A 4467-nucleotide genomic window follows, 5' to 3' on the forward strand; every position below is an offset into this window, starting at 1 on the left:
ACCCGCTTCTTGCGGCGACGCTCATTGCCGTCCGCGTCGATGACGGGGAGCTCACTGGAGTCCCCGGACGCCTCGGCTGCGGCCGGAGCGGCGCGCCGCCCCGCTACCGCCGGGCCCCTGGCGGGCGGGCCGCGTCCGGCAGGTCGCGCCGCGCGTCGACCGGGGCCCCGGTCAGCAACGCGGCATCGGTCGTCCCCAGATAGGTGACCGTCTTCTCGTCAAACACCCAGGTCACCCACGCCGCCGAGGCCCGCTGTGCGGACAGGCCGACGCCGGGCCGGCCGGCCCCGTCCCGTACCCCGGGCGTGAGGGTGACCCCGGGCAGGTGGAGGGCCACCCGGAAGAGCGCCGTCTGCACGTCGGGCACCAGCTTCGAGACGACCAGCAGCGAGTCGAGGAGCTCCAGGACCGCGTCGTCGGCGGCCGGCCCCCGGCCGTCCACGCGCATGTACAGGGCCTTGCGCAGTTCGACGGGGTCGGTGGGCAGGTCCCTGAGCGTGTCGTACGGGAGCGTCGGCGGACTGTGCTCGACCCCCTCGGCGCTCTGTTTGGTGTGCGGGAAGGCGACGGGCGACGTGCTGTTCGCCGGGAGCAGCGTGGTGCGGAACAGGAGGCCGTCCGGCTTGGCGTTCGCGGCCCGCCACTCCTCGCGCTGTGCGAAGGCCCCGCCGTGCTGCCCGAGCACCAGTTTCCGCGCGAGCCCCACCGACCGGGCGTACACGTACTGGTACTTGCCCACCGACACCGGCGGGCGGCTCTGCTGCGCCGCCGCCAGCCGGTCCAGGCGTTGCACCTGCGACGTCGCGGCGCCAGCGGTCGCATCGCGCGCGCTGTCCGGGCGCAGGTCGCCCAGCGAAATCGCGGCGACCACCGTGACGGCCACCGCGACCGGCACCACCACGACCGTCAGCCGGTGCTTCCAGCGCTGCCGCCCCACGTCGCGACCGGTGCGGCCGGCCGCGCGCTGACGACCGATCTCGCGCACGATGCCCTCGCGCAGTTCGCGGTGGCGGCCCGCGTCGAGCGCCCTGGCACCCGGCGCCGGCAACAGCGCGGCCAACTCCTCGCGGTCCGCTTCCTCGTCCCGCTGCCACGGATGGCCGTTCATGGGGTCTCCTCCCACTCCCACACGCCGCGCGCGGCGACGGCGGGTCCCGTACGGGCGGGCGCCGGCCGCCCCGGCCCCCGATCGCCCTTCAACTCCTCCTCGGTGAGCTTGCGGAGCCGCTTGCGGGCGCGGAAGAGCCGGGTGCGGACGGTGGCGACCGGAATGCCGAGCGCCTCGGCCGCGGTGGCCGAGTCCAACCCCTCCCAGACGCAGAGCGTGAACACCTCGCGCTCCATCCGCCGCAACTTGCCGAGCGCCCGCCGGGCGGCGGCCAACTGTTCGCCGTCCACCATCCGCTGGGTCACCTCGTCGGCGAAGTCCGGCACGCTCTCCCCGACCGGCAGCCTGGCCAGCGCGTCCCGGTGCCTGCGGGCGGCCCGGGTGGTGTTGCGCAGCACGTTGGTGGCGATGCCGAGCAGCCACGGGCGCAGGTCGTCGTCGCCGTCGGGCAGTACGCGCTCGCGCAGCCGCCACGCTTCGAGGAAGGTGAGCGAGACGACGTCCTCGGCCGTGGCCCAGTCGCCGGTCATCCGTACGGCGTGCCGGTGCACCGCCGCGGCATGGTCGTCGAAGAGCCGCCGGAACGCCCCCGGCTCCCCCCCCCGCACCCCGGCCCGCAATGAATGCTCCACACCCTGACCTGTCCGCCCCCACCCCCCGCATTCGCGTGAGCTGAGTCACAGGGTGACGGGGTTGGGTGTACGGGACGTGGGCGCGCCGTAAGCAGCGCGGGACGCCGCGCAGGACGGGACACCGCGCGGACACCCCCGCGGGCCGGCACGCGGAACGCGGCGCGGGGCGGCGCCGTCGGCACCGCCCCGCATCAACCCTCTGAAGACCCTGCCCGGCCCCGCTTACGCCCGCGCCGGCCCGCTCCCCACGTCCGCTCGACCGCGCGTCCGCTAGTCCGCAGGCCCCAGCCCGAACGGACTCACCTCGTACGCGCACTCCGTGTACACGTACCCGGACTCGATCTTGACGGTGTCGGTGCCCGTGTTGACGCTCTTGTCCTTCGCGCGGTGCAGGAAGTACGTCGTGCCCAGCGGCAGCGACAGGGTGCGCTGCGGGCGCTTCGTACTGCCCTTGCAGGCGCGGGTCTTGGCCTGTTCGCGGCTGGCGTACGTGGTGCAGCCCTTGCACGCCGGGAGCGAGAACTTGCCGGTCACCGGGCCGGTGTAGAGGATCTCGACCTGGTTCGGGCTGTCGTTCTTGACCGTGAGGGACACGCTGCCGCCGGAGTCGGTGGTCGGCAGCTTCTTGCCCGCGTCGGGCAGCGACTTCGCGACCTCAGCGGCGATGATGATCTTCTCGGCGAGCGCCCGCTTCTTGTCGCTGCGGTACGTGGTGGTGAAGTCGGTCAGGGTCGTGATCGCCTGCGCGTACTCGCCCTCCCGGTACTGGTCGACGCCGCACGCGTAACTGCCCGCCCGCAGGTGCCCGGTTGCGGTGCCGGCCGCGGCGCGCAGTCCGCCGCCCGCGCCCGACCCCGCGCCGGCCAGCGTCGTGGCCTGGCTGCTGAGGACGCGCAGCCGCCGTACGGTGCCGCACGGGTCGGCCCCGTCGATGTCGTCGCCGGCCTTGCGGACGGCCGCGGTGACCGCCGGCTCCACCTTCTTGGCCTGCGCGGACTGCGGGAAGTCGGTCAGCAACTCGGTCAGCGGCGCCACCCGCTGCGCGCTGCCCACCTCGCCGGCGCTGTCGTCCACCGCGCCCAGGGTGGGCGCCCCGCACTCGTACAGCGACGTCGCCAGCCGGTCGTCGGGCCAGGTGGCGAGCGCGCCCAGGCGCTCCCTGTCGATGGTCCGCGGCACGGTCCGCAGGTACTTCAGCGGCTTCATCGCCCCGCAGTAGTCCTGGCGCGCGTAGGGCGCGCCGACCGACTCGTAGTACGCGGCGAGCCGGTCGGGCACCCGCCGCCCGGCCCGCGAGCCCGGGTGGTCCTCGATGAGACCGCCGTACAGGGCGAGGGCCGCCCGGTAGTCGGACTCGGCGCTGTCGAACCGCTCGCCGCTGGTCGCCTCGACCAGCGCGTCGGCCTCCGCCAGCCGGTCGAGCAGCATCTCTTCGGTGGCCTCGTTCCGCGCCGCGTCGTACGCGACGAACCCGCCCAGCGGCGCGGCGAGCAGCACGATCCCGAGCAGTACGGCCACCGGCGCGCGCGGCGGCCAGACCAGCCGTCGGCGCAACCCGACGAACGCCCCGTGCGCGACGGCCGCGAGCCACACCACGGCGAACCCGATCACCACACCGCCGGACACCCCGTCCGGCTCGGCCGGCAGCGCGAACGCCAACAGCCCGCCGACCGCCGCCCAACACACCACCACCGCCCACCACATCCGCACCAGCGCGTACCCCGCACCGAGCCCACTGGCATTGAGCACCGCCACCGCGACGGCCCGCCACGGATCGGCCGCCACCGGCACGTCGGGCGCCTGCGCGGGCGGGGGCGGGGGTGCGGTCGGCGGGGGTGTGCCGAACCCGTAGCCACCGCCGGGCGGCGGGTACCCGCCGGGCGTCGCGGAAGCGGCTGCGGCTGCGGCTGCGGCTGCGCCCGCAGTGGACGTCGCGTACGGGTTGGCCGGCCGGGGCCCGGGCGCGTAGGGGCCTCCCGGCTGGGCGCCGGCACCGTACGGATGGCCCGGCGGCGGGGCGTCGGCGGGCTGGGGCGCGGCGGCGTACGGGCCCGCTGCGGGCGCGTCGACCGGACCGGCCGGGGCGCTGCCCTGCGGGGGCCCGGGCGCGGGTACCGGCGGGGGCGCCGCTGCGGGCGCAGGCGCGGGTACGGGCGTGGGGACGGGCCCCGGCTCGGGCACGGGCTCGGAGTACGCGGCCAGCGGGGTGGTGTCCACCGGATGGCCACCGGCCGCCCGCGGGTCGGCCGGACGCGGGCCTGCCGGGGGCGCGGCGGCCGGGCCACCGGACGGAGAGGCATCGGCCTGGCCCGGCGGGGGCGTCGGCGCTCCCGGATGCACCGGTGTACCCGAATCTGCTGATGGCCCCGAGCCCGTCGCCGGCAGCGCGGTCAACGGCATCGTCGGCGGCGAAGCACGGCGCGCACCCGCGGGCGGGGGCGTCGTACCCGAGCCACTGGGCGGCGGTGCGTCGGCCGGCCCCGGCGGGGGCGTCGGCGTTCCCGTCGAACGCGCCGGTGTCCGCGAGTCCGCCGGTGCACCCGAGCCCGCCAGCGGCAGCGCGGTCAACGGCATCGTCGGCGGCGAAGCACGGCGCGCACCCGCGGGCGGGGGCGTCGCGCCCGAGCCGTCAGGTGGCGGCGTCACACCCGGGCCACCGGCCGCAGCCGCCTCGACCTGCCCCGTCAGGGGAGTCGGCGGCGTCGGGCCCTCAGGAGACGCCGGGGT

General features: G+C 76.3%; 3 protein-coding genes. All 3 read right to left on the minus strand.

What is annotated here, in order from left to right:
• Nucleotides 1–103: 103 nt before the first annotated feature.
• The 3 genes from AAHZ94_RS29150 to AAHZ94_RS29160 all read right to left on the minus strand — a co-directional run bounded on the left by AAHZ94_RS29150 (nucleotide 104) and on the right by AAHZ94_RS29160 (nucleotide 3957).
• Nucleotides 104–1108, minus strand: a complete 1005-nt coding sequence (locus tag AAHZ94_RS29150; RefSeq protein ID WP_349996640.1) for a CU044_5270 family protein — start codon at nucleotides 1106–1108, stop codon at nucleotides 104–106.
• Nucleotides 1105–1740 (minus strand): RNA polymerase sigma factor, encoded by a 636-nt coding sequence (locus tag AAHZ94_RS29155; protein WP_349996642.1) that lies wholly within the window; start codon nucleotides 1738–1740, stop codon nucleotides 1105–1107. Before AAHZ94_RS29155 ends, AAHZ94_RS29150 begins: the two co-directional genes overlap by 4 nt.
• Before the next feature lie 270 nt (nucleotides 1741–2010).
• The gene (locus AAHZ94_RS29160) at nucleotides 2011–3957 is read right to left on the minus strand and encodes a hypothetical protein (protein WP_349996643.1); all 1947 of its coding nucleotides are present in this window, start codon (nucleotides 3955–3957) and stop codon (nucleotides 2011–2013) included.
• Nucleotides 3958–4467: the final 510 nt, after the last annotated feature.

The organism is Streptomyces sp. HSW2009 (assembly GCF_040240285.1).
Lineage (GTDB): Bacteria > Actinomycetota > Actinomycetes > Streptomycetales > Streptomycetaceae > Streptomyces.

Bases quoted from the DNA above. Each gene is read 5' to 3' on its own strand.
- AAHZ94_RS29150 (WP_349996640.1), bottom strand. From the start codon at position 1,108: ATGAACGGCCATCCGTGGCAGCGGGACGAGGAAGCGGACCGCGAGGAG.